19 protein-coding genes are annotated in these 23,262 nt (G+C 46.5%); 5 read left to right on the forward strand and 14 right to left on the reverse strand.

All coding sequences use genetic code 11. The annotated features are described in order from the left end of the window. The first annotated feature begins 135 nt into the window (after nt 1–135). On the forward strand, nt 136–981 hold the full coding sequence (locus HW560_RS28955) for a DUF2161 domain-containing phosphodiesterase (RefSeq protein WP_090895265.1): 846 nt from the start codon (nt 136–138) through the stop codon (nt 979–981). 105 nt (nt 982–1,086) lie between these two features. Here the strand turns inward: HW560_RS28955 and HW560_RS28960 are convergent, their stop codons facing one another. The 3 genes from HW560_RS28960 to HW560_RS28970 form a co-directional block, all read right to left on the reverse strand. Beyond that, a complete protein-coding gene (locus tag HW560_RS28960; RefSeq protein ID WP_063564259.1) occupies nt 1,087–1,713 on the reverse strand; it encodes an FMN-dependent NADH-azoreductase in 627 nt (208 codons plus the stop codon). Between the two features lie 239 nt (nt 1,714–1,952). Beyond that, complete coding sequence (locus HW560_RS28965) at nt 1,953–3,176, reverse strand: aminotransferase-like domain-containing protein (RefSeq protein WP_090895262.1); 1,224 nt, start codon at nt 3,174–3,176, stop codon at nt 1,953–1,955. Between the two features lie 141 nt (nt 3,177–3,317). Beyond that, nucleotides 3,318–3,974, reverse strand: a complete 657-nt coding sequence (locus HW560_RS28970) for a response regulator transcription factor (protein ID WP_090895259.1) — start codon at nt 3,972–3,974, stop codon at nt 3,318–3,320. Between the two features lie 442 nt (nt 3,975–4,416). Between HW560_RS28970 and HW560_RS28975 the strand changes: the two genes are divergently transcribed. After that, the gene (locus HW560_RS28975; protein WP_063564256.1) at nt 4,417–4,827 is read left to right on the forward strand and encodes a hypothetical protein; all 411 of its coding nucleotides are present in this window, start codon (nt 4,417–4,419) and stop codon (nt 4,825–4,827) included. Continuing rightward, nucleotides 4,824–5,888 (forward strand): phosphodiester glycosidase family protein, encoded by a 1,065-nt coding sequence (locus HW560_RS28980; RefSeq protein WP_179265303.1) that lies wholly within the window; start codon nt 4,824–4,826, stop codon nt 5,886–5,888. The genes HW560_RS28975 and HW560_RS28980 overlap by 4 nt, the downstream gene beginning before the upstream one ends. A gap of 345 nt (nt 5,889–6,233) precedes the next feature. Here HW560_RS28980 and HW560_RS28985 read toward each other — a convergent pair whose 3' ends face one another. From HW560_RS28985 to HW560_RS29015, 7 genes are all read right to left on the reverse strand, one after another. Then, the gene (locus HW560_RS28985) at nt 6,234–7,250 is read right to left on the reverse strand and encodes a LacI family DNA-binding transcriptional regulator (RefSeq protein ID WP_179265304.1); all 1,017 of its coding nucleotides are present in this window, start codon (nt 7,248–7,250) and stop codon (nt 6,234–6,236) included. Between the two features lie 99 nt (nt 7,251–7,349). After that, nucleotides 7,350–10,721, reverse strand: a complete 3,372-nt coding sequence (locus HW560_RS28990) for a GH36-type glycosyl hydrolase domain-containing protein (protein WP_179265305.1) — start codon at nt 10,719–10,721, stop codon at nt 7,350–7,352. Between the two features lie 35 nt (nt 10,722–10,756). Further along, complete coding sequence (bglX, locus tag HW560_RS28995) at nt 10,757–12,922, reverse strand: beta-glucosidase BglX (RefSeq protein WP_179265306.1); 2,166 nt, start codon at nt 12,920–12,922, stop codon at nt 10,757–10,759. A gap of 134 nt (nt 12,923–13,056) precedes the next feature. Then, nucleotides 13,057–14,655 (reverse strand): type 2 periplasmic-binding domain-containing protein, encoded by a 1,599-nt coding sequence (locus HW560_RS29000; protein WP_109999571.1) that lies wholly within the window; start codon nt 14,653–14,655, stop codon nt 13,057–13,059. Between the two features lie 54 nt (nt 14,656–14,709). Continuing rightward, nucleotides 14,710–15,612 carry a carbohydrate ABC transporter permease gene (locus HW560_RS29005; protein WP_179265307.1) on the reverse strand — a complete coding sequence of 301 codons (903 nt, stop codon included), beginning with the start codon at nt 15,610–15,612 and terminating at the stop codon, nt 14,710–14,712. 18 nt (nt 15,613–15,630) lie between these two features. Beyond that, nucleotides 15,631–16,590: an ABC transporter permease gene (locus tag HW560_RS29010; RefSeq protein WP_063564249.1), complete on the reverse strand. Its 960-nt coding sequence runs from the start codon at nt 16,588–16,590 to the stop codon at nt 15,631–15,633. An 11-nt stretch (nt 16,591–16,601) separates the two neighbouring features. Further along, on the reverse strand, nt 16,602–17,366 hold the full coding sequence (locus HW560_RS29015; RefSeq protein WP_109999570.1) for an alpha/beta hydrolase: 765 nt from the start codon (nt 17,364–17,366) through the stop codon (nt 16,602–16,604). A gap of 475 nt (nt 17,367–17,841) precedes the next feature. On the opposite strand from HW560_RS29015, the gene HW560_RS29020 reads away from it, so the two are divergent. After that, nucleotides 17,842–18,759 (forward strand): serine hydrolase domain-containing protein, encoded by a 918-nt coding sequence (locus HW560_RS29020; protein WP_179265308.1) that lies wholly within the window; start codon nt 17,842–17,844, stop codon nt 18,757–18,759. Further along, a complete protein-coding gene (locus HW560_RS29025) occupies nt 18,756–19,187 on the forward strand; it encodes a GNAT family N-acetyltransferase (protein ID WP_109999568.1) in 432 nt (143 codons plus the stop codon). The genes HW560_RS29020 and HW560_RS29025 overlap by 4 nt, the downstream gene beginning before the upstream one ends. A 94-nt stretch (nt 19,188–19,281) precedes the next feature. Here the strand turns inward: HW560_RS29025 and HW560_RS29030 are convergent, their stop codons facing one another. The 4 genes from HW560_RS29030 to glnA all read right to left on the reverse strand — a co-directional run bounded on the left by HW560_RS29030 (nt 19,282) and on the right by glnA (nt 23,055). Beyond that, nucleotides 19,282–19,536, reverse strand: coding sequence for an AbrB/MazE/SpoVT family DNA-binding domain-containing protein (locus HW560_RS29030; RefSeq protein ID WP_024629045.1), 255 nt, complete (start codon nt 19,534–19,536; stop codon nt 19,282–19,284). A 170-nt stretch (nt 19,537–19,706) separates the two neighbouring features. Further along, on the reverse strand, nt 19,707–20,171 hold the full coding sequence (gene trmL / locus HW560_RS29035; protein WP_090895234.1) for a tRNA (uridine(34)/cytosine(34)/5-carboxymethylaminomethyluridine(34)-2'-O)-methyltransferase TrmL: 465 nt from the start codon (nt 20,169–20,171) through the stop codon (nt 19,707–19,709). 137 nt (nt 20,172–20,308) lie between these two features. Continuing rightward, nucleotides 20,309–21,397 carry a 3-phosphoserine/phosphohydroxythreonine transaminase gene (serC, locus tag HW560_RS29040; RefSeq protein ID WP_257031463.1) on the reverse strand — a complete coding sequence of 363 codons (1,089 nt, stop codon included), beginning with the start codon at nt 21,395–21,397 and terminating at the stop codon, nt 20,309–20,311. A gap of 233 nt (nt 21,398–21,630) precedes the next feature. After that, nucleotides 21,631–23,055 carry a type I glutamate--ammonia ligase gene (gene glnA / locus HW560_RS29045; protein WP_063564243.1) on the reverse strand — a complete coding sequence of 475 codons (1,425 nt, stop codon included), beginning with the start codon at nt 23,053–23,055 and terminating at the stop codon, nt 21,631–21,633. Between the last annotated feature and the right edge of the window lie 207 nt (nt 23,056–23,262).

Here is a 23,262-nt window from a genome sequence, read left to right on the forward strand (position 1 = left end):
GGCCTTCCCTGTTCTATCAGACATCTTGTGCGCTCAGAAAAAAAAGAACGGATATGATATAATGAAGGTTCTAAATCCAGAAAACGGAACAATAGATGGCCAGAGACGAGCCACTTCAGGGAAGGAGCAGAAACGATGGCAGTAAAGTATGAAACCGAGTTATATTCGCCTGTAAAGGCTTTTTTCGAACGACGCGGCTACGACGTGAAAGCTGAAGTCAAAAATTGTGACCTGGTTGGGGTCAGATCGGATCAGAATGAACCACTCATTGTGGAGATGAAAAAAACATTTAATCTGTCTCTGCTGCTGCAGGGAATGCAGCGCCTGAAGCTTAGCCCCTTCGTGTATCTGGCTGTTGAGCGGAATCGCAGCAAGCGTGGTGCGGTGAATCAGCGCTGGGGCGAATTGACCACCCTATGCAGACAGCTTGGACTGGGGCTTATCACCGTCACGTTCTACAAAACCAAATCACCTCTGATTGATGTACTGTGCGAACCTGCTGCCCAAGTTCATATGCCTGGTAACAGCACCGGTGTACGTAAGGGCGGTATCCGGCGGCAACGATTGCTGAAGGAATTTGACGAGCGCAGTGGTGACTACAATACGGGAGGAAGCACACGCAGGCAGCTGGTCACCGCTTACAGGGAAAAAGCATTACGCGTTGCTTCCGCCCTTCGTGCTCAGGGAGAAGCCTCCCCCGCCTCCATCAGTAAACAGACAAGTGTGGGTTCTGCTGCGGCCATTTTACAAAAAAATTATTATGGCTGGTTCGAGCGGTTATCCCGTGGACGATATGTGCTGACGGTTAAGGGCGTGCAGGCACTGACTGAGCATGCTCACATGCTTGAGGATAATGATATGATTGAACGGAGTATAAATGAACTAGAAATGGATTTTTCCCTCATTCAAGATAAAGATATTGAACTGGAGCATATTGCGGAAGTAGCGGAGCCCTACCTGATTCATGCAAAGGATGACTAAGGCAGCAGACAGCTTAACTTTATGTCAAATGCAGATGCACATGTAGAAAAGCCCATCATCTCCATTGGAAATGATGGGCTTTTTCGTGTTTCTATATATTGGCTATTAGAAGCTTGCTGCTACTTCGGAAGCCAATTTCAGACCTGCTGCTACGATCTCTTGGGAACGGTCAGGTGAAGCATTGTGGCCTTCAACGATAACCAGTTCAGGGTTTTGGATACCCCAGAAGTTCAGTACATTTGTTACATATTTCACGGACATTTCAGCGGAAGCCATAGGCTCTACGGAGTAAACTCCGCCACGTGCGTTCAACAATGCCACTTTTTTGTCGCCTACCAGACCTACAGGGCCTTCAGCAGTGTATTTGAACATTTTGCCAGCTTGGCTCAGGTAGGAAATGTAGTTCACCAGTGGTGCTGGAACAGTGAAGTTCCACAGTGGGAATGCAAATACTACTTTGTCTGCTGCCAAGAATTGATCTTGCAATTGTGCCGCAAGTGCTGCTGCTTTTTGCTCTTCTGCAGTTGCTTCGATACCGTTAGCGGCTTTGTATCCACCTGTAATTACAGTGTTGCCGTAGTAAGGAATATCTGTATTGTAGAGATCCAGTTCGGTAACAGTGTCACCAGGGTGGGATTCTTTGTATGCGCTCAAAAATGCATCGTACAATTGTACGCTGACTGCTTGATCTGCAGGACGGTCGTTTGCTTTGACAAATAAAATGTTAGACATGTTCGTTCCCCCGTTAGTTAAAATATATGAGTGCTTCTCCTGAACTTGCAATGAATGCAGCTTATATAAAGAAAACAACAACTCATTAATACATATTATATATAAAAATGTTAGTGGATGCAATAACGTAATTACTTTGGGGGTAACCTATTTGCTTCCAAATCCAATGCCTGGAACTTCTGCTGTCCAATGTTCCAGGCATGAATTTGACTATACATTCTTTCTTTTCTATATCCGGTTTAGCTCCGGGCTGTAAACTCTGTTATGGACTCACTGATCAGATTCATGCCAAGAAGCAACTCATCCCGGCCGGGATGGCTGAAGTTTAATCGAATGTACCGATGATCCTGTTCACCCGTAGAACAGAGGGAACCTGGAAGAAAGGACACCCCTTTTAACAGAGCTGCTTTAAGCAGAGCTCCGCTGTCCAATCCATCCGGCAGCTGTACCCACAGATACATTCCTCCTTCAGGAATGCTGTATTGGCTCCCTTTCCAACCCGGACGCTTCAATAATTCGAGCATAAGCTTGAGCCTGGTCTTATACTCCTTGTTCAGCATGGAGAGGTGATCACTCCACTTAAAAGGAGAATGCGCGAGCAGTTGATACAACAATCGCTGATTCATGGGACTGGACTGTCCATCTGCTATCCGTTTCACTGAAGCCATAGCCTGGATCAAGGCCGGATGTCCGGCAGCCCAACCTGTGCGCAGGGCAGGTGCTACCGTTTTGCTAAACGACCCAATGTAGAGAACATGTCCACCCTGATCCGCTGTATCCAGCGCAAAGAGGGAAGGATACTTCCTGTAGAAGTCCCCCGGCTCCAGTCCATCGAAATGAAGTTCGCCATAGGAGTCATCCTCCACGAGCAGCACTCCGTAGCGTGAACACAAATCAAGCACAGCCTCACGCCGTTCCATACTCCACAACACGCCGGTTGGATTGGAAAAACTGGGTGCAGCAAAAAGCAGCTTCGGTCTAACCTGCTGCATGTGATGCTCCAAAAGGTCGGGCAAAATGCCATCCCCATCGCCTGTGACGGGTACGATTTTGGCGCCTTGCATCTCCAGAACCTCGAGACAGCCTGGAGAGGTAGGATGCTCGACCAGTACGGAATCTCCAGGCTCAAGCAGCAAACGCATCACAAGATCGATGGCCTGCTGGGTCCCTGTGGTCAATAGAATCTGCTCCGGGACTGTACGTATGCCCTTGCGAGCATTCCAATCGTTGTCCAGCCATTCTCTCAACGGTCTGTACCCTGCCGGCTCGCCATACTGCAATGCGGAGGGTCCGGAACTAAATACAGACACCGCTGCTTCTTCCAGCAGTTTGAATGGAAACAGCTCCTCCGCAGGCAGTTCTTCTGCCAGTGAAATGAAATAATCCCGGCCAGACATCTCACGAATGTCCCTCAGCGGTGATGTCAAAAGCCTGTTTGTACGGGAGGCGAAGAAATATTTCATCGGTCCGTTCCCCTTTCATCCCTAATCCGAACTGTGCTCGCAGTCCGTAGCCCCTAAAACCTATTCCTGTTGAACACTGAATATGACCAGACCGGACACATGACAAGTCATCGTACATAGGGATTTATGGAACCATGCTCGTCAGGAAACGGTTTTGGTCTGCCTCGCATATAAAGCGTAACGTTCAATCGCCTGTGCCCTGCTGCTTACATCCAGCTTGACGTATATTTTACGCAGGTAATTATCAATCGAACGTCTGCTAACGTTAATCTCACTGGCTATTTTATCATAGGTTACGCCCTGAACAATTCTTTCCATGATAAAAGTTTCGGTTTCTGTTAATTCAACAATAAGTTCTTCTGCCGGAGATTCGACGGGCTGAGCCCATTCCGAACTGGCTAACCAGGATAGAGGAATGGATACACATCCCTCACGCAGCCCGGATATCAAATGAATCAGCTGGCTAGGGGAAGCCTGTTTGGACAGCATGCCACTTGCACCAAGACTGATTAGATGACGAAATAATTTTACATTGTCCTCGTCCGTTAGAATAATGATGTGACTATGAGCCGACAGATTTTTCATTTGGGATATATACTGATCCGCCTGGCCCTCAGGAAGCCGATAATCCATCAAAATCAGATCGGGCTGGTGAATGTTCACCAGTTCAAGACCTTCGGACCCAGTCGAAGTCATCCCCCGTACCAACAGATCCTGCTGTTCTTCCAAAATCAATTTCGTACCCAGCATGCTGGTGGGGTGGATATCTACGATGACCACCTGCCATACTTTTTTCATTGTTGTTCCCCCTGTTATGTATTGGACAAATTCCTTTTCCACCATCAGCCATGATGATGCCTCTACCCTTGCGACAGTCCGTGTATAGAAGAAGTAAAAGTCGGATAATGTCGAAAAATAGAAAAAACACTTGATGCAGCTGTAAGAACAGCTCTATTACTACTGTATTTTGCTGTCGTCACATCAGGACTTTTGTCTTCCCAAGTGAAGAAAGATCAAAATATAGTATAAATTTCCTGCATTTCTATCTAAAAAAGTCGAAAAACTTGCCCAAAGTTCCTACTTATTGCATCTATAAGAAATTGTATCCTAGGACTTCCTTCCGATGCAATCTCTTTTTATCCTATTACTCAAAGAATTTCATTTTTGCGTAATCAATAGGGGCGTGATAGAATGAGGACTGGAAAATTTTTTGTACCTATAAATAACCAGGAGTGATGATATGAAACCTTCTGTCCAACCTTCTGACATCCATCACACCCGGAGCGCCAAAGGTAAGGCCGGATCTTCAGTCAAGCTGTTTCTGGTCATGTGGATTGTTCTCATTGCACTTGGAGTACTCGGAACCTACTATTATAGTAACCACCTCCAGCAGCAGATGATTAATCAGCTTCAGACCCATAATCAACAGCAGATTGCAGCGCTCAAAGCCGACTACGAAAAGCAGCTAACAACGATATCCAAGGAAGTAGCCGACCTTCAGGGCCAGGTGCAGTCCTTTAATGAATTGCTGACTTTCACCAAGGATAATGCAAACGATAAAACCGACAACAGCAACAAATTGTATACCCAGCTGAGCGAAGTCAAAAAACAACTGGAGACACTCCAGAAAAAGATGGACCTGCTCAAATGATTACACCTGTAAAAAAGGTTAATCGTTTATTTATGCTTGCACTTGCTCCTTTTGTTGGATTGATGTTATGCATGCTGCTGATTCGTCCTCCGCTTGAACCCGGAGATTTCATTGATTCCGGTCTGGCTGAAGAGACCATTACACCCCAGACCCAGGCAATAAGCCAGGAGCTTGCAGGGGCAAAAGAAGCTGCTGTTCAGACTTCTTCTTCTATTAAAAGAACAACACAGCTGTACAAGCAGACAACGAGCACGATGACGACGCTTGTGCAGAAGGCTACGGTTCAAGCCGCTCGCCCGGAAACGATCTATAATCAACGAATCACATCCAAGCTGGGCGTTCCGTTTGAGCGGATAGACAGTGATCGACTTACGCTCGAACTCTATAGGGTTAACCCAGGCACCTACAAGGGCTATGCGATGAAAATCAAGCTAAAAGATCCCACGGCCATGAAGATGGCTCTGGACAGCGAGCTAGGCCGATCTGAGACAACCATGCAGGCGGTTAAGCGCAGCGGTGCCATTGCCGGAATTAACGCAGGAGGATTCGCCGACAGCGGCGGCAAACGGTATCCATTGAGTACAACCGTTATGGACGGCAAATATGTGAATGGTTTTCAGGCCAGCTTTAAGGATCTATTTTTTGTAGGTCTTGATCATGCCGGTAAGCTGGTAGGCGGAAAATTTTTCGACAAAAGTTCCCTGGATCGCTTACAACCACAATTTGGAGCTACATTTGTGCCTGTGCTCTTGCAGAATGGACAAAAAGCGGTCATTCCGGCCAAATGGAAAGTCTCACCCAAGCGGGCTCCACGTACCGTGATCGGCAACTACAAGGACGATCAATTGTTGATTATCGTTGTTGACGGGTATAACGAAGGGGGCAGCTCCGGAGCCACCCTGGAAGAGCTACAAGGAAGGTTGTACAAGCTTGGCGTAGTGGACGCCTATAATCTGGATGGCGGCGGATCGTCCTCACTCATCGTGAACAACCGGGTTGTGAATAACCCTTCAGACGGGAACCTCCGACCGGTTCCTACTCATTTTTTATTTTACAAATGATGGAGAGAAGCATTCCTTTTCTTCTTATAATGGTTATAATAGAAGTAAAGATTGTGCAGGAGGTGCTATGGTATGTCATTTTCACTGACATTTTGGATTATTGCAATTGTATTGGCTCTCTTCCTTACAGGCATTCTCACTTCATCCTACAACAATGACAAAACCAAGGGCCTTTAAGGGCCAAGCCTCTCCTGGTGAGAGGTTTTTTCATTTTATAATGGGTCAAATAAACAAGCTAAACAAGAGACAAGGCTTAAAAGAATGCTTCAATTCTTCTAAGCCTTGTCTCTTGCTGTACAGTCGTCGTTTGACACAACATCCATGGATGAAGAAGGGGCAGTGTCGTCAATAGCTAACCGCCTTTTCACCCTGGGCTTGCGCACTATACTCTGACTGAACCTGACTGTTTACCGACCCGCCCTCTACCAGTGTCACGTAGATGCGTTCATGATCGACAGGCTCTCCGGCAATAATCTTGATTAATTGTTCGGCTGCGAGTGCGCCCCATTTTCGTTTGGAATAATCAATCGTGACCAATCTTGGCTGCACATATTTGCTAAGTTCAATATTGTCGAATCCGATAATATCAATCTCCTGACCAATGTTTAACTCGCTATCAGCGAGCCGGTCACACATCCCAATCGCCATCTCGTCATTGAGGCAAAACACCCCAACCGGTTGGGTATATTCCTGAATAATACGTTCAGCTGCCCGTTCTCCGCCACTCTTTTCGAAATCTCCGGTGATCTCAATCCATTCCACATTCGCTGCCCGCTCCGATACTTGCCTCACAGCCTTCAACCGCTGAGCCGAATCAAATGAGCCTTCCGGACCTGTCACGACATAGATCTTCGTGTGCCCCTGTTCGATCAAATGCTCCATTGCAAGGGTTGCTCCTGCCTTGTTATCCAGCAGAACCTGATTAATATTGGGGTGATCCAGTTCCCGGTCAAGCACAACAATCTTGTGTCCTCTGTCTGCATATTGCAAGAGTTCCTTGCTCGCAAATGTATGATCCAGAATGACAGCACCATCAATCATTCGCTCCGGAAGCATTCGATGAGATTGTTTCCCGCTGCACACAATCAGGTCGTACCCTTGCGCGTTGCATACAGACTTCATGCCACTAAGCAAGTCTCCATATACATCCCCGCTAAAATCCGTCAGAAATACACCCAGAATTTTGGATTCTCTCTTCTTCAATGTTCTGGCAGCAGCATTGGGAACATAGTTCAGCTCTTTGGCGATAGCCAAAATTTTGGAACGGGTCTCATCTGTCACTTTGTTGCTGCCGTTCAGAGCATATGACACGGTAGAGATCGAAACTCCCGCCTGTTTGGCGATATCCTTGATACTGACCACATTCTTCGCTCCCCTGTGATGTTCATCAGGCCCTTCGAAATCGAAGGACCTGACATCTTAGATATTTATACTTGATAAAATGGACTACCGTTTACACGATTAACTGTAAATCTCAATCACGTTATTCTCGCTCAGGCTCTGTTCAAGAGCCGTGCGCGAAATACGCAGTCCACCAAGACGATAAGGTTGTTGCAATCTTGTCGCATCCATCTCCTTGCCATTCAGCACAATACGTTGTACGGCCTCACCGCTGAGATGATAAACGAAGGTTACTTTTTGGCCAGCAAATTGGAAATCAAAATGCAAGCCATCCAAGCTGACTGGCAGCACAGGGTCCAGAACCAGATCTTCTTCCTCCTGACGAATACCCAAGGCGTTCGAAACGAGCTGATTCATGTAGATTCCCGGTCCACTGGAGTAAATTCTCCAGCCGCCCTTCACCTGCACATCTCCGGTGCGAAGCTTATCGAATTGTTCCTGCGCTGCATAACGGTTGTTGAATTTTCCGTCAGAGCTGCTGAAATAGGCATTACTTTGACGCAAATCTGCGTTCGGAACAGCTTCCTGAATACCCACTGGATTGATAATGCCGAGGCCATTCCAGACCTCATCCGGGTTGCCCAGCTTCGCCATGGCTTCAATATAGCGGATGTGAGCATGAACATATTGCAAGCCCACTTCACGTCCAAAGTTGGATGCCTGCTCCGCACGTTTGAAATGCGTGCTGACGCCGCCATCATACTGTGCTGGACGATTCATCAATCGGACACCATCCGGGCAGTACAGCTTTTCCTTGATCAGTTCATAATGGGATTGAGCTTGTTCAGGCTCCAGCAACTCGGCAATCATGCTGCGTGTCATTGGCAGCAAACGGTACTGAATACCTGTCTCGCTGTCATCTGGATGCAGCATGCGCTTCGCTTGTGCCGGATCTTCCATATATACAAAGCCTGGAATCACATCGGTATCCAGCATGTACTTGCTGAAGTCCCTTTTCACACCCGCTGCCATATCGCTTAACTCGGAAGAAAGCTCCGGTTTCACAGGCGCAATCGCTCTGGATAGCTGCTTCAACGTTTGATAGGTGAGCGCCACAGTCCAGCTGCTGACCATATATTGCTTCAATTGAGCATTGGCAGGCTGTAATGTATCGTCCCAGTCCCCGTCACCATATGAAGAGAGGAATGTATCATGCAGGAAATGACTGCGAATATACTCCAGTTCTTTCTGGGCATGCTCCAGCACGCTGGCTGTCTGACCAGTAAAGTCAAAACCATGTTTGACGGTATAAGGCACTTCTTCACTCAGAATCGAATAATCCTTGGTAGCAATCAGATAATCACTTAGCACTTTAAGAGGCCACACAATAATGTCACCATGGCTTTCTTCCTGTTGAACCTTGAAATAACGATCGAACATAAACCATTGCGGCCAGTTGCCGTCATCCTCATACTGATGCGAGTAAACGGTCTTCAGAATGTCGCGAACCTGCTCATACTTTTGAGTAGCCATAAAGTATTCGACCGGACCCTGGCAGACATCACGCGTTCCCCAAGCTGCACCGCCATATTGCTCCAATCCGTGAGGAACGGAGTAATGCACCAGCATATTATGGGTGTACCACCATGCAAGAGCATTCACTTTGAACAGCTCGTCTGCTCCTTGCTTCTGAGGCTGCGATAAATGGAACCCATTCATCACCTGTGCATAGAAGGTACGATAAGCAGTCACTTCCTCTTCGAAGCTGCGTGTCGATGATGCAGTCTGTCCACCTTCCAACAGACCTTGAATGGTCAATGTCCATTCAGCACTGCTGTCCAGCCGTAAAGTGGTTAGCGATGCGTCGCCTGCGTTGACTCCACTAGCCAGTTCAGTCTCATCGCCAACCTTCACTCCTGCTCCGCTGACCCGCATACGGTACTCCAGATTCGGATACACTTCGGCACTGAGGGAGCTGTGATCTGCCTTGAAGCTCAGTTCACCATTCTGCTCGGTAACATGAACAGGCAGTTCATATTCATTCACATTCATCGTAATCTGATTGGTAATCAGGTATCGATAGGCTATTCCTTTTTCCGACTTCACATGAAGATGTACTTCAGGCGTATCCAGCGTTGTATAATTCGTGATGATCAGCGTATCCTCAGCTGTTTTGTAATACCAGCGAACATAGTTGAAGCCCATCTCAAACAAGGAAGGCATCGTGAGCAGGTGGAAGATTCCCTCCATCTCAACGTAGATCCGCTGACCGGATGATTTGGGAATGTTGAGTGCACTACGTGCATTGCTCATCATTTTATTGAAATTCGTATTCCCCACAACCACATGGGAATTGAAAATACCATACATATAGGAAGACGTAGTAATTACGTTCTGACCCAACTTCACATTGTTGCCACTCATCAGGATATGTCCATGTGGACGTTCCACACGCATTTCCTTTTCCTTGAGCACAATATGCTCATACGTATCGGTAAAGAACGCCAGCAATTCGCCATCCGCGCGCTCTTCCTGATGTCTCTTCGAAGCCGGGAAGCGGGAATTCACTTCTTCTTCGGTCATCGATAAAGTAGGCAAGGGTTCACCCACTGCCGGATGATGAGCTACTTTTGGAAATACGTTGGATACTGCCTGTACTGTGCTTGCAGACTCTTGACGCTTCGCTTCATACTCGTCCCAAGCCTGTTGGACAACATCCTGGTATTCGAGTTCCTTCACTGCTTCAGCGTGGTTGGCCTGAAAAAGTCCATAGAACACAAAACGAGCTTCGCCACTCAACACCACTTTTTCGGACTGCAGGGCTGTGTATGCAAATTCATACTGGTACACTTCATTCGCAAGTGTTGGCTTGCCCAGACTTTCAGGGACATTCGTTTCCTTGTAGCTCAAGCCAAAGAATTGAAATCCATCTGTAGAGTAACCTGCTGCACGGGTTAATGAACCCTGTTGAAGATAAGGAAAAGCCCCGCCCTGTGGCTGATTTTGCCGTGAGGTTACGATATATCCCAGCTTCCCATCCTCAAATACGGCATGGTCAATATACTGCGACAAGTAAGCCTCATTGCTGCGTACCGCACCTGGATCCGCATTGCCGACGTCCTGGCCATAGACTACATCAATTTCTTCTCCATTCCCGTTTACGGTTACATCCCAGAACCATACACCTTGTGCTGTTGGAGCAAATATAACCTGATAGCCTACGCCCTCGGCGGTACCTGTCCATTCCATACGACTGCCGTCGGTGCTCACCTGGCTGTCGGATTGAATGCCAAGCATTGGCACAAAACGAATACCGGAATCACTGTGAAACCGCAAGTATAGATTGTTCATGGAGCCGTCCACCGGACTAGCCATCCACTGATTAATCATCGTTGTTCCACTTACGGCCTTGAACAAATCACCGCTTTCCCAGAACGTAAAGCACAGCTCGCCGGATTGTACGTTGATTTGAGATTTATTCATGGTCTTCATATATCTATTCATATCCTCCTATCCCCAATATCCAATTACACCAGTTTGAACGTACTCTCCAATGTATCCCGGCTATTCGGCCCTACAAAAATGTGGAATGTTCCTTTATCACTGCGATGACTCAAATCGGAATGATGATAACGAAGCTGTTCTTCGTTTAATGTAAATGTAGCCGTACCACTTTCACCCGGTGCGAGTGACAACTTGACATAGCCTTTCAGCTCACGCATTGGACGCACAACTTCACCGGTTACGTCACGTACGTACAGCTGAACCGTCTCCACGCCAGCACGCTCGCCAGCATTCGTTACACGCACTTGGATCGTCAGAGGTTGATCAGCAGTCATTTCATTGCTTGATACTTCCAGGTCACCATACTCAAACGAGGTGTATGACAAGCCGTAGCCAAATGGAAGCAGGGGATCATTCGGACTATCAATATATTTGGAGACATAACGCTCTTCCGTCTTTTGCGGATTGAGTGGACGTCCTGTATTAAAATGATTGTAATATACCGGTATCTGTCCTACAGATTGCGGGAAGGACATTGTTAGACGCGCAGATGGATTCACCACACCTGTCAATACATCGGCGATGGCCGCTCCACCCTCACTGCCTGGGAACCACGCTTCAAGCACCGCATCGGATTCTTTAAATACACCATGCAAGTCCAGAGGGCGTCCGTTAAAGATCACGCTGGCGATTGGTTTCCCCGCTGCTTTGAGCTGTTTAACCAATTCCAGTTGAGCTGCCGGCAAACGAATATCCGTACGTGACCCACCTTCACCACTCATTTCGGAATCTTCACCAAGTGCAAGCACGATCAGATCAGCTTTGCTTGCTACTTCAAGCGCTTCAGCAATCTGTTCAGCGGTGATCGTGTGAACGTTGCTGCCTTGAGCCATATGAACTTTCCCGACAGCAAGACGTTCCTGCAAAGCCGTTCCGAGTTTAACGGCATCCTCTTTGACACCTTCACAGGACCACCATCCGAGAATGTCTTCACTTTGGGCAAAAGGTCCAATTAACGCTACATTGGCTTCTGGCTTCAGCGGAAGAACGTTATTATCATTTTTGAGCAATACTGCCGATTTGGTTGCAAGCTCGTACGATACCTGACGATGTTCTTTGGAGAAGACAATCTCCCGCTCACGCTCCGGATCAGCTGCTCGCAGTGGATTGTCGAACAATCCCAGCTTTTCTTTCAGTTGCAGAATACGCAGCACCGCTTCATCAATGAGCTTTTCTTCCACTTCTCCGTTCTTAATCAACTCTGGCAGATGATGGACATAACAAGGTGTCATCATCTCGATATCCACCCCTGCACGAATAGCGCGGTATGCAGCTTCACGGTCATCTTCAGCTGCGCCATGAGCAATCATCTCGCGAATGGAAGCCCAATCCGAGATTAATACACCATCAAAGCCCCACTCATCACGCAAAATGTCACGCATGAGCTTCTCATTTCCGCTCGCTGGAATACCCTCTACAGTATTGAATGAAGCCATTACCATTTCGACGCCTGCATCCAGTGCTGCCTTGTAAGCCGGTAAGTAGTACTCACGCAAGTTGCGTTCAGACATATCGACCGTGTTGTAATCACGACCACCTTCTGCTGCCCCATAGGCTGCAAAGTGTTTTACACAAGCCGCCAGACGATCCGGCTCATCCTTCAAACTGTCGCCCTGATATCCACGTACAAATGCCGCAGAGAACAGACTGTTCAAATAAGGGTCTTCACCTGTCGTCTCCATTACCCGACCCCAGCGCGGATCACGAACGAGATCGACCATCGGTGCAAACGTGACATGGAGGCCAGAGACGGCGGACTCACGAGCTGAAATCTCAGCACTTTTCTCAGCCAGTTCAGTGTCCCATGAACAGCCAATGGCTAGCGGGATGGGGAAAATGGTTTTAAAACCATGCACGACGTCCGCCATGAACAAGAGCGGAATGCCGAGACGGCTTTTTTTCAGGTAAGCTTGCTGTACATCAATAATGGCCTGTGCACCGGACAATCCCAAAATGGAGCCACTGGCCTCTACGGACTGCTCCGTGATTCCCATCTCTTCCATTGGACCTGTGATCTGACCTTCAACATTGGTTCCTTCATAAAAGTTAGCGGTCAGCTGAAGCAGCTGGGCCGTTTTTTCTTCCAAGGTCATTTGGTTTACAAGGTCTAGCAACTGCTCGTTATTCATAGACATTATCCTCCACTGCATGTTGTTGAAATAAAGAACCCGGCTGCGTTCGGGGAGAGACCGCGCACCGGGTTCGATTGGATGGGACCGACAGGACACACCTGTCATATCCCATCTTGCTAATTACTGAATGATTACTTGAATTCTTTGTTCAGTTCATCCAGATAAGGTTGAACCAGGGACATTTTGCTGTTTACCCATTCTTTCCAGTTCGCTTCCAGATCTCCACTTTTGAGGATCAAGTTGGCATATTCATTCTGGTAGTCGAATGAAGCCTGACTTTTAGCTTTGGAATCGTACAGGTTGACATCCCAGTCGTATGTTGCGAGTGATTGACCTTCTGTACCGAGTTTTGCTTTTTCCTCGAACAGCTTCACAGCTCTATCACGATAATCCTTTTTAATTGCAGGGTTTACAACACTGAAGTCGTCACCCAGAAGATACAGACCTTCGAAACGTGCTGGGTATTTATCTTCCAGAACAGTTCCTTCTGGCAGCAAGCTAACGAGTTCGTTGTTTTCGTCATACTTCCAATCTTTTCCTTCGAAGCCCATGTTGATCAGCAGTTGTCCTTCTTTGGTAGTTGAGTAGTCGATCAGATCCATGATCCGTTCGAATTTCTCGTCACTGATGTTCGGATTGAAGATCAATGCAGACCAGAAGTTGGCTTGCTCCATGTTGCGGTATTTCCCGTCATCGCCCAATACGATTGCTGTGTGTACCAGATCATCACTATCTACACCCAGATTCTTTCTCATATCGGAATCCAGACCTTGTCTGTACGAAGCCAGTCCGCCCAGACTTGTTACTGCAGCTGTACCTGTTACTTTAAAGTTGTTTTGACCTTCATTGTTTTTCCATGTGTAGAACTCAGGATTGAGCAAGCCATCTTTGTAGGCTTTTTGCATCAATTTAAGTCCTGTCAAAGTTTCAGGATCTGCTGGTCCCCAGTGGAACTGGCCATCTTCTCCTTTATAGAACGGAGAGTCAGTCATGGCGTGCACACTGTTCGGCATAATGATATTCGTCATAGCATCTGCCGCATTGTAGGACAGAGGCACAAGTTTGTTGCCCACTTTGCCTGGATCTTTTTCTTTTACAAGCTCAGCGTATTCATTCAATTCAGTTGTTGTATATGCATCTTTCAGTTCGAAACCAACGGCTTCAGCCCAGTCTTTACGAAGCGCAATGACACCAATTTGGTTCGTCAATGGGTCAGCAGGTTTGTTCTCGAAATAGATTGGTCTTGGCAGGACGTATGTTCCACCTGTCAGTTCTTCCAGCTTGTCTCCAAGACCGGTCAACTTGTAGGCTGCTGCCACGTTAGGCCAGCGTTCTTTCCAGTCATCCGGGAATTTGTAGAACAGACCTTGATCAATACTGTTCATGGCATCGCCATGCACATAGTTCCATACTGCTACATCAGGCAAATCGCCAGAGTTGATCCACAGACGAAGCTTCTCGCCCCATGAATCCCAATCGATATAGTTGTAATCCCATGTTACATTGAATTTGTCTGTCCAGAACTTGTGGAAGTCATTATCCAAGTTCCCGTTTTTAATTTCAGTCAGGTTAGCTACAGAGATGGTCAGGTTGTCTTTGTAATTTCCCTCTGCATCTTTCTCGTTACCACCTGAAGCTCCTTGACTGGAACAAGCGGTCACCATCAGCATAACTACACTAAGCGTGATGGCAAAGAGAGCTCTTACTGACAACTTTTTGTTCGTTTTCATGTTTTACCCCCATGTTTTTTAGTAGAATTTTAATGCAAAATCCTATACGTATAATCAGGTCTTGATAGCCCCTGTTAATACCCCTTTGGCAAAGTGTTTTTGCAGCATTGGGAAGAAACACATAATTGGTACCATGGTGACAAATACTGCCGCCATCTTCATACCCATGGAGAAATTGCTCGCTTGGGCAGCATCCACACTGGACGCATTGGATGCGTTCGTCTGGGATGTGACTATAATGTTTCTGAGTACATTCTGGAGCGGTAACTGATCCGCTTTTCGAAGGAATATCATCGCATCGTACCAACTGTTCCAGTAAGCCACGCCGTAGAACATCGTGATTGTAGCCATAATTGGTGTAGCCAGCGGAAGAACAACAGAGAACAGAATTCTCCACTCTCCTGCACCATCCAGTCTCGCCGATTCCATCAGCGATTCAGGCAGTGTGTAGAAGTAGTTCATCATCAGAATCATATTAAATGCACTGAAACTTCCCGCCAGGATAACGGACCACAGCGTACCTGTAAGGTGAAGTGATTTCATGATCAGGTACAGCGGTACGATACCACCATTAAAGATCATGGTGAACAGTACTAGGAAAAAGAGAAATTTCTTGAACGGAAATTTATTGCGACTAAGGCCATATGCCATGCTAGTTGTCAGGAACAAGCTGAGTGGCAAGCCGATGACTAGCAAAATAATTGTATTTTTGTACCCCGACAGAATCGTTCCGTCAGCGAACAACGCCTTATAGGAATCGAATGTCCATTCTTTAGGGAACATCAAAAATGGATTGTCAGCATATTCTTTTTGTGTTGCGAACGAGATCATGATGACATTCCAGAACGGAATCAAAATCATCAGGGCAAGCACAAGTAATATGGCGAAAATAATGTAATCGAGAAAAGTCATTTTTTCTGTACCAATTCTCGGTTTTTTGTTAGCTTTCTTGCTCATTTCATTTCTCCTCCTCTCTTATCGGAACAAACCGTCTCCGCCAAGCCACTTGGCAAATCTGTCTGCGAGAAGCAGCAAGACCATATTCACGAGGGAACGGAACAAGCTGACCGCTGTCGAGAATGAGAAGTCCGTTGAAGACTGGAACGTAATCCGATAGATATATACATCCAATACTTCCGATACATTTTTCGTTGCGGCATTTGCCAAGTTGAAGATCTGGTCGAAACCGGAAGACATCAATCCACCAACCGACAGAATGAACATGACGGTGATTGTTGGAAGAATGTTTGGCAATGTAATCTTGAACATCTGCTGCATACGGGAAGCGCCGTCAATCTGCGCCGATTCATACTGATCCTGATCGATACCGGAAATGGCAGCCAGGAAGATAATCGCACCCCATCCACTGGATTTCCAAATATCCGTCAACAGCAGCATCGGTACAAAGTTAGACTCGGAACCCAGGAAGTTAATAGTTGGCAATCCAAGCAAACCAAGTGCGCTGTTTACCAGTCCGTCATAAGCCAGGACGTTGATGACTACCCCGGATACGATGATCCATGAAAGGAAGTGCGGGAACGTAAGAACCGTCTGGAACCACTTTTTCCCTCTGCGCATCCGCAACTCATTCAGCAACAGGGCCAGAATGATTGGGAACGGGAACTGAATAATCAGTTTTAGAATGTTGATGTACAGCGTCCGCCATACGGCGTCAATAAAGGTTGGATCCCGGAAAACGTATTTGAAATTCTCAAATCCGCTCCATGGGCTTCCCCAAATCCCCAAGTTCGCCTTGTAGTCTTTAAACGCAAGAGACAGGCCACCCATCGGCATGTAGGCAAACAAGATCAGCCAGACGAGCCCTGGAATAAGCAGGGTGTACGTCATTCTGTGCTTCCAGATTTCACTCCAGAGCGAATTGCCTTTCAAGTTTCCCTTCAGCTTTTTGCTAGGTCCTTCGGCTGCAGGTTTCAAATTGCATCTCCTCACTCTACTTTGGTCTTGTCGTTATACAGAAAATCAAACATGGTTCGCAGGTGTTGCTCCCAGAATCTCCATTCATGGGTACCCGGTGTCTCCACATACTGAAACTCAAAGTCCGTTTCCTGCATGTATTCCGCGAATTTGCGATTCATCTCCACAAACGGATCGATGTCACCACAACAGCTCAGAATATCCGGTAAATTTCCACCCTGCTTCAACAGCTTTGCAGACAGTGCGTACAGGTCCTGATCGGGTTTTACCTGTAACCGTTCTCCAAAAACCGCTTTCATTTCCTTGATCATACCTGATGGCATCTCAGGATCATGAAGCCGGGTCTGAATATCAGTTACACCTGATAAGGACACCACCTTGCAGTACCTCTCGGGATATGTCAATGCACATTTCAATGCACCGTACCCGCCCATGGATAGACCGGCGACGTAAGTCTGGGCCGGGTCTGTATTCAGATTGAGCTGACGCCTACAGAATTCAGGCAGCTCCTGAGTGATGTAATGGAAGTAATTCAGGCCGTATTCCATATCGGTGTAATAGCTTCGGTTCGCTTCCGGCATAATGATAGTACAGCCATATTGTTGCGCGTACATTTCAATTGTAGTCAAACGTTGCCATGTACTTGCATTATCACCTGCACCATGCAGCAAATATAGCGTACCGCCTGAAGTGTCTCCGGAGTCACTGGACACTACATGTATGCTTGTATTCATGCATAACGTAGGCGATCCGGTTTCGATCGTTATATGCGCCATATGTAACCCCTCTCATCGTCGGCTGCTGTCTGTAAACTTCTGTTTCTCTGCCTTTTTGTTGCAACTTCCAGTGATTCCCCCGTATTTCGCTTGGTTATCGAAACGATTTTCTCGAATCGTTTCAAAACATAGCCAACGTTGATTTACTTGGACTTGATTACAACACTTTTTACGTGGAAGCGATTTCTTCGAATCGTTTCGAATAAATCATAATCCCGAAGTATAAACCCTGTCAATAACCTTTTTACAAATTTCGCGCTTTTTTTCTCGAAAAACTAATTTTTCGTGATTAAATTTGCGTCAAAAGGCACTTTTAATATAAAACAATATCCTGCAAGTAACCGTTTGCACATCTTCATTGACATTAAACCAAGTTTGTAATAACATAAGTTCTAATTTTTGATCCGGATTGCGGAAACGTTTCACCAAAAACAAATTTCTTTTATTTATCTTCTTTTTGAGAAAGGATGTTAAGATGTCGAGTATTATTAATTCTTTTGTTCAACATATAGATGAGCAGCAGTTAAACGTTCATTCTGTTCGGGTATTGCAGAAAGGGGTTACAATCGGAGCTTGGGATCGCACCAGCGATGTGCGCCGCTTGCAGCATTCTGTCAGCAAATCGTTTACCTGCATGGCGGTTGGATTGGCTTTGGATCAAGGTACACTTACACTTGAATCCAGACTCGGTGATTATTTCACATCACCAACACCTTCTTCCCATTTAACGGCTTTCCCTCCTGCTGACCTCACCCTGTATGATTTGCTGCGGATGTCCTCGGGGCATGACGTACCCGTGTTATGGGCAGAAGAGCGAGCCACTCTCCCTGAGAAAGATTGGGCCAAATATTATATGTCTCTTCCATTGGACAGAGTGCCTGGTGAAACGTTTACATACAGCAGTGCAGATACGTTTATGATCTCCGCCATGTTTCAGGCTGCCTCTGGTCAAACCGTGAATGACTATCTGATTCCGCGGCTATTCGAGCCACTGGGCATTTCGAATGTAGAGTGGGAAACTTCTCCCTTGGGCATTACATTGGGCTGTGCGGGCCTGCAGCTGACCAACGAGGAATTAGGCAGATTCGGTCAACTATTGCTTCAGGAGGGCAGCTGGAACGGCAAGCAGCTCATTCCTGCGGAATGGATTCGATTGGCGACAACACAACAGATCCCTACACCAGGAGACGGCGACTGGGGACAAGGTTATGGATATCAATTCTGGAGATGTTCCCATAACGCTTACCGTGCTGATGGCGCCAATGGTCAACTATGCGTTGTCCTGCCGGAGCTGGAGTCCGTCGTTGCCATCAATAGTGATGAACAAAATATGCAAGCCATTCTTGACCATGTATGGTCGGATATACTACCTATTCTGGAGGAGAACATTTGAATATACGAGCAGCCACTCAAGCAGATTATGCGGAGTTAAGAAACATTTATCTCGAGTCACGACGTGCCCGATTCCACTGGGTCAAGCCGGAGGAACTGTCCCTACAGGATTTTGACGCAGATACCGTGGATGAGCATATCATCGTAGCTGAAAATGAAGATGGACAGCTTCTCGGCTTCGCTTCACTGTACCTTCCCGACAACTTTATCCATCTACTGTTTATCCATCCCGGTTTTATCGGCGGGGGTACAGGCTCACGCTTACTTGATGCGTCAATTTCACTCATGCAGCAGCCAGTTCGATTGAAATGTGTGTCTGATAATCATAAAGCCATTGGCTTTTACGAACGACAGGGTTGGAAAAAAGTGATTGAAGAGGGTGCACCCGGGGCGAAATATTGGGTGATGGAGTATGACACTAATAGCTGATCCCATTCGTTTAATCCCGGTAAACTAGAAGTGGACATGGTTTTTCCACACAAAAAAAGTATCATGACCTTCAGAGGCCATGATACTTTTTATTTTACCCGTGCTGTGGAAGCTGGGTCATTTCATCTAAACATTGTGCGCATATGTAACGCTCTTTGAACTCATTGACTTCTTCCATCGATCCACAAAAAATACATTTTGGACGGTATCTCTCCAGAATGATATGGTCCCCTTGTACTAAGATCTCTACAGGATCTCCCTCATTCATTTGATACCTTTTACGCAAAGATTTAGGCAATACGATCCTACCCAATTGGTCAACTTTGCGAACGACTCCAGCTGGCTTCATAGCTACGGCACACCTCTCCTATCTTACTCTAAATTTCTAGGTACATTTGTACTATGTTTATTAATTCGCCAACATTTTGTCGAATCCTGCTGGAAATAAACATTTTTTGTCCTTTTTTTTGAAAAATGTTTTTTTAGCGAATTCTAACCGTCACTTATACGCGAATTGGATTAATCCAGACCCGGGAAATTAAGTTGACGCAATGCCTCATACACAATGATTGCTGCTGAGTTTGACAAGTTCAATGATCTGACATCACCTGACATTGGCATTTTCATACAAGTATCGGGATTGGCCGCAATTAATTCTGGAGGAAGACCTTTTGTCTCCTTACCGAATACCAGAAAATCTCCATCCTGAAACTTAAAATCACTATAACGGTTTTTCGCCTTCGTCGTTGCGTAGAAAAAACGCCCTTCCGGATACTGTTCCTGAACCTCGGCAAACGAATCATGATATTCAATATGAACGGCATGCCAGTAATCCAGACCCGCGCGTTTCAGCGTAGCGTCATCCGTACGGAATCCGAGTGGACGCACGAGATGCAAATGCGTACCGGTAGCCGCACATGTACGAGAAATATTGCCCGTATTTGCAGGAATCTCCGGTTCAACCAGAACGATATGTAAAGCCATATGTGTTCAATCTCCTTTTCAATTCATGTTAACGACAATTCTCTAATCTTAAAGAAAAGCCCTCCACACGTCAACGTGGAAGGCTCTGGTAAAGCACAAGTGTGAATGCTTGAATTCACAACTCGCTGCCAGGTTGTTTATCCATTTGTCTTCTGGAAGTGGCTCATGAAGTCCGTAAGTGCTTTAACACTTTCATATGGAGCAGCATTGTAAATAGACGCACGCAGGCCGCCAACACTCCGATGCCCTTTCAGACCAACAAACCCTTCTTGCTCTGAAGCCTTGATAAACTGTTTCTCCAGCTCCTCGTTAGCCAGGCGGAAGGTCACATTCATCAGGGAACGATCTGCCGGATCTACACAACCACGGTAAAAGTCTCCGGAAGAATCGATCGCATTATAGAGCAAATCTGCTTTCTTCACATTCTTCTGTTCAATTCCAGCCAATCCGCCTTGTTCCTCGATCCACTTCAGAACCTCATTCACCATGTATACAGAGAAGGACGGTGGTGTATTATAGAGAGAATTGTTATCCACATGTGTACTATAACGAAGCATGGTCGGAATCGTTTTAGGAGATTCACTTACCAGCTCTTCGCGAGCAATAACAACCGTAATCCCTGATGGGCCCAGGTTCTTCTGTGCACCTGCATAGATCATGCCGAATTGATTCAGATCAAACGGTTTGCAGAAGATGTCACTCGACATGTCGGCAATAAGTGGAACTGAACCGGTATTCGGGAATGACTTGAATTGTGTTCCCTCAATTGTTTCGTTAGACGTCAAATGAACATAAGCTGTGCGATCCGGGAAGTTAAGATTCGACACGTCCGGCAATTTCATATATTTATCCGCTTCGGAAGATGCAGCGACCTGCGTCTCCCCAATCAGTTTCGCCTCAGACAGTGCCTTCTTGGCCCAGCTGCCTGTCATGACGTAACTGGCTGTCTGCCCTTCCCCGAGCAGGTTCATCGGCAGCATGGCGAACTGAGTGCTGGCTCCGCCCTGCAGGAAGAGGACTTTGTATCCTTTAGGATTGCCTAGCAGAGACAACAAACGCTCCTGAGCTTCATTATGTACAGATTCATACACCGCTCCACGGTGAGACATCTCCATAATCGACATACCCGTGTTCCGAAAATCAACAAATTCTGCCTGAGCACGCTCCAAAACCTCAAGTGGCAACGCCGCAGGTCCTGCATTAAAATTATACGCTCTCTTTGTCACAAAATCCCCCGCCCTTTCCATCCGTAGCTGACATATGAAGTGAATATTATCGCTATGATATCAGTATTCCTTATCTGCTTCAAGGGCAATAAGCACCGAAGCAGCGAATCAGGGTTATCAAATTCCTTTATCACCCTGCAAAGTTAATGCACTACATCGTTCAATTCAAGGAAAAGCCTCCGAGAGCGAGTCCCGGAGGCTTTACATTGGGAACAGTTTCTGTTCCGACTGGATTAGCAGTCGAAGTAGAGGCTGTACTCATGCGGATGAATGCGGATTGCTACTGCTTTCGCTTCGTCACGTTTGAGGTTGATATAGTTTTCGATGAATTCTTTTGTGAAGACGCCGCCTTCAGTCAAGAATTCGTTGTCCGCTGCCAGAGCGTCAAGCGCTTCTTCCAGGGAAGCTGGCACGCTGCGGATATTTTCTTTGTCTGCGTCAGACAAATCATAGATGTTTTTGTCGAGCGGACCATATCCAAGCTCAGTTGGGTTGATTTTGCGTTTGATACCATCCAGACCCGCCATCAGCATTGCAGCGAATGCCAGGTAAGGGTTAGCTGTGGAGTCCGGTGTACGGAACTCGATACGACAACCTTTTGGTGTCACAGCCGCAACCGGAATACGTACTGCTGCCGAACGGTTACCTTTGGAGTAAACCAGGTTAACTGGTGCTTCATAACCAGGTACGAGACGTTTGAATGAGTTCGTACTAGGGTTAGTCAAAGCAATCAGAGCTGGTGCGTGATACAAAATTCCTCCGATGTAGTGCAGAGCCATTTCGCTCAGGTTTGCATACCCCGCTTTGTCATAGAACAATGGGGAATCGCCATCGAAGATGGATTGGTGAACGTGCATTCCGCTACCATTGTCACCAAACAGTGGTTTTGGCATGAATGTTGCTACTTTACCATATTGACGTGCAGTGTTATGCACGATGTATTTGTATACAAGCAGGTTATCTGCTGTTTTCTTCAACGTATCAAAACGGAAGTTGATTTCGGCTTGACCTGCTGTCGCCACTTCGTGGTGGTGACGCTCGATCGAGAGACCCGCCTCTTCCAAAATGCGACACATTTCACTACGAATATCTTGTTGTGTATCCACTGGAGCTACAGGAACATATCCGCCTTTCGTGCGAACTTTGAAGCCCAGGTTACCGCCATCTTCCTTACGGTTGGTGTTCCAAGAAGCTTCTTCGGAATCTACGAAATAGGAAGAGCTGTTCGTGCCGCTCTCATAACGTACATCGTCGAAGATGAAGAATTCGGATTCAGGTGCGAAGAATGCTGCTGTACCTACTCCGCTTTCTTTCAGGAACTCTTCCGCTTTGACTGCGATACCGCGTGGATCACGCTCATAACGCTCGCCATCCGGAGTGAAGATATCACACATAACATTCAAAGTAGGGTGCGCTGTGAACGGATCGACAAAAGTCGCTTCAGGATCTGGAATCATAACCATATCGGACTCTTCAATTCCGCGGAAACCTTGAATAGAAGAACCATCAAAGGCTACTCCATTTACAAAAGTGTCTGCGTCAACTGCCGAAGCTGGTAACGAGATGTGGTGCGCACGACCGGATAAATCTACAAAACGAAAATCTACCCACTCGATGTTGTTCTCTTGAATTGATTTCAATACGTTTTCAACCGACATGTATTCGTCCTCCCAAATATTCCGAACATTAAACAACCCCGCTAAGAAAATGTCCATATTCGAATTTTTTTCTGTCGTCATTATAAAATCTCAAATGTGACATCGTCAATACTTATGTAAGGTATTTTTTGCGACTATGTAAGCTATGCTCACATTTTATAAACCTATTGATTTCATTTAACAACGTAAATAATATATATTTAACTG

Origin of the sequence: Paenibacillus sp. E222 (assembly GCF_013401555.1) — a bacterium.
Classification (GTDB): domain Bacteria; phylum Bacillota; class Bacilli; order Paenibacillales; family Paenibacillaceae; genus Paenibacillus.

What these genes read in the sequence shown, in the direction of transcription:
- HW560_RS29020 (WP_179265308.1), top strand. Translation starts at nt 17,842, where the DNA reads ATGTCGAGTATTATTAATTCTTTTGTTCAACATATAGATGAGCAGCAG.
- HW560_RS28970 (WP_090895259.1), bottom strand. Translation starts at nt 3,974, where the DNA reads ATGAAAAAAGTATGGCAGGTGGTCATCGTAGATATCCACCCCACCAGC.
- HW560_RS28975 (WP_063564256.1), top strand. Translation starts at nt 4,417, where the DNA reads ATGAAACCTTCTGTCCAACCTTCTGACATCCATCACACCCGGAGCGCC.
- trmL (WP_090895234.1), bottom strand. Translation starts at nt 20,171, where the DNA reads ATGGCTTTACATATCGTTCTGGTTGAACCGGAGATTCCTGCAAATACG.
- HW560_RS28980 (WP_179265303.1), top strand. Translation starts at nt 4,824, where the DNA reads ATGATTACACCTGTAAAAAAGGTTAATCGTTTATTTATGCTTGCACTT.
- HW560_RS29000 (WP_109999571.1), bottom strand. Translation starts at nt 14,655, where the DNA reads ATGAAAACGAACAAAAAGTTGTCAGTAAGAGCTCTCTTTGCCATCACG.
- HW560_RS28955 (WP_090895265.1), top strand. Translation starts at nt 136, where the DNA reads ATGGCAGTAAAGTATGAAACCGAGTTATATTCGCCTGTAAAGGCTTTT.
- glnA (WP_063564243.1), bottom strand. Translation starts at nt 23,055, where the DNA reads ATGTCGGTTGAAAACGTATTGAAATCAATTCAAGAGAACAACATCGAG.
- HW560_RS28965 (WP_090895262.1), bottom strand. Translation starts at nt 3,176, where the DNA reads ATGAAATATTTCTTCGCCTCCCGTACAAACAGGCTTTTGACATCACCG.
- HW560_RS29015 (WP_109999570.1), bottom strand. Translation starts at nt 17,366, where the DNA reads ATGGCGCATATAACGATCGAAACCGGATCGCCTACGTTATGCATGAAT.
- HW560_RS29005 (WP_179265307.1), bottom strand. Translation starts at nt 15,612, where the DNA reads ATGAGCAAGAAAGCTAACAAAAAACCGAGAATTGGTACAGAAAAAATG.
- HW560_RS29030 (WP_024629045.1), bottom strand. Translation starts at nt 19,536, where the DNA reads ATGAAGCCAGCTGGAGTCGTTCGCAAAGTTGACCAATTGGGTAGGATC.
- HW560_RS28960 (WP_063564259.1), bottom strand. Translation starts at nt 1,713, where the DNA reads ATGTCTAACATTTTATTTGTCAAAGCAAACGACCGTCCTGCAGATCAA.
- HW560_RS28990 (WP_179265305.1), bottom strand. Translation starts at nt 10,721, where the DNA reads ATGAAGACCATGAATAAATCTCAAATCAACGTACAATCCGGCGAGCTG.
- bglX (WP_179265306.1), bottom strand. Translation starts at nt 12,922, where the DNA reads ATGAATAACGAGCAGTTGCTAGACCTTGTAAACCAAATGACCTTGGAA.